Raw genomic sequence first — 1,774 nt, 5'->3', positions numbered from 1 at the left:
ATGAGTTCTTCCGGTGTTTTGTAGGGACGTTCGGCTTGAATTTTATTAGACAGAGATGGAATACCCAATTTAGCTTCAAGCTTATCGAGTTCTGACAAAATCGCGCTATTAATATTGATTTTCTTACCACCACTATGTTTCATGCCTGCCATTTCTGTAGTTGACGCAGTGGTGGCTGGAGTTGCGGGGCTGGTGCTAGTTTCGGTAGTTGTCGTCGGAGTGTTGTTGCAGGCACTAATTACAATTGAAGCGCCAAAAGCGGCAAGAGAGATCGCAATATACTGACTTTTTTTCACAATAGTGTGTCTAAAATAACGATTTATGAGTAGTCTTCATTGTGTACTTAATGATAACTAATGTCAACTTATTTGCGATTTATTACTATTAAATAACTCAGATAACCTTAAATGCTCCCATACAGCCACTTTCAGCGATGAGATCTTGGTGGGGATGAAACATGAATTCGCCTGGGTACTTGAATTTAAACTCTAAAATATGCCGCTCGGCTGTGCCCATTGTGATCACATCCGTGGCGTGAGTCGGTTGTAGCGTCATTCCTGTCGGATAGACCTGAAACATATTGGCATGGAGATGAAATGTCACGGCAGGATCGATCTCGATCATATTCAGGACGTATAAGCGGATTAGCTGATCTTTATAGATTTCGATCGGGTGCATCATATAGTAGTTGGGCACACCATTGAAAGCATACAGCTCATTTTTGCCATCATCATTGGTATCGTAGCCACCCATCAACAGCACCATTTCATCAGCTGGTGGACGAGGTTCCGGCGGATCGATAATCAACATCCCATACAAACCTTTGCCGATATGACGGGTAACTGGAGCAACGTGACAATGATAGAGATGTACGCCATAAGGTTCAGCTTCCAATTCATAAACCGTGCCCGTATTATGCCGAATCGGTCTGATCCCATCCATCGCCGCCGGATGAAAACCATGAAAATGGAGTGAGTGAGAGTGTCCAGCGCGATTGAGGAAAGATACCCGAATTATTTCGCCAGCTTTGGCTCTCAATGTTGGGGCAGGGACTCTACCATTAAAATTCCAGCTGTTGAACGATACCGCTGTATTTAACTGGAGCCGAGTATTTCCGGCTACTAATCTAAACTCTCTCACCGTCCGACCATTTTCCTGCTTGACGGTACCATAATCAAAATCCCGCAAAGTCTGCATCGGACTAAACGTGTTGCCCATCATCGGGCTATTGGCTGGGACTGGGGGGATTCGAGCCGCAGCCTGAGGCTTGAGCTGTTGCCATGCCAGTGTCGCCGTCGTCAATCCCACTGCGGCGCAGCCGTATTTAAGCAGCTGACGACGCTGAAGGAGGGGATTGTGAATAAATCGATCGAGATTAGACATCGATGCTGGCGGAAGTTGGCGCAGTTAGCTTCAACTAGTCATTATAACGATCGATCTAGTTAAATAGTAATTATTAGCATCAAGAATAAGAGATCTTCTAGAGGGGGAGGGCAGGTTTGTTCAATATCGAAGTAAAATCGGCATTGACTAGCATAAACCTGCCCCTACAGATCCCACACAGATCTGTAGGGGCTGAAAAGTGTCGTAAACTACCGAGAGTGAGTGAGCTTTGCACCGATTGAGAATTTACTTCTACAAAGTTAATGCAGCCTATGGTTGCTTTTCCAATTTTTCACCCCACTCAATTGAATTAGATCGGCAGCAGTGGGCGACTGTCGAGCACTATTATCAGGCGCACAAGTTTCAGCGAACTAAGTTTGAGTATTTGATG

At 45.1% G+C, this 1,774-nt stretch carries 1 protein-coding gene and 2 pseudogenes; 1 reads left to right on the top strand and 2 read right to left on the bottom strand.

Features of this window, described 5'->3' with window-relative positions:
* Positions 1-296: pseudogene (locus RMO27_RS20185) on the bottom strand (helix-hairpin-helix domain-containing protein); the annotation flags it as partial.
* Positions 297-393: 97 nt separating this feature from the next.
* A complete protein-coding gene (locus RMO27_RS20180) occupies positions 394-1,383 on the bottom strand; it encodes a multicopper oxidase domain-containing protein (RefSeq protein WP_309735910.1) in 990 nt (329 codons plus the stop codon).
* Between the two features lie 238 nt (positions 1,384-1,621).
* Between RMO27_RS20180 and RMO27_RS20175 the strand changes: the two are divergent.
* A pseudogene (locus RMO27_RS20175) lies at positions 1,622-1,774 on the top strand (NADAR family protein); the annotation flags it as partial.

The sequence above is a fragment of the Chamaesiphon sp. OTE_75_metabat_556 genome (assembly GCF_031378165.1).
Classification (GTDB): domain Bacteria; phylum Cyanobacteriota; class Cyanobacteriia; order Cyanobacteriales; family Chamaesiphonaceae; genus Chamaesiphon.
This window is presented reverse-complemented; position numbering and strand designations above follow the sequence as displayed.

Excerpts from the sequence above, each read along its gene's own strand:
- RMO27_RS20180 (WP_309735910.1), bottom strand. The coding sequence starts at position 1,383 with ATGTCTAATCTCGATCGATTTATTCACAATCCCCTCCTTCAGCGTCGT.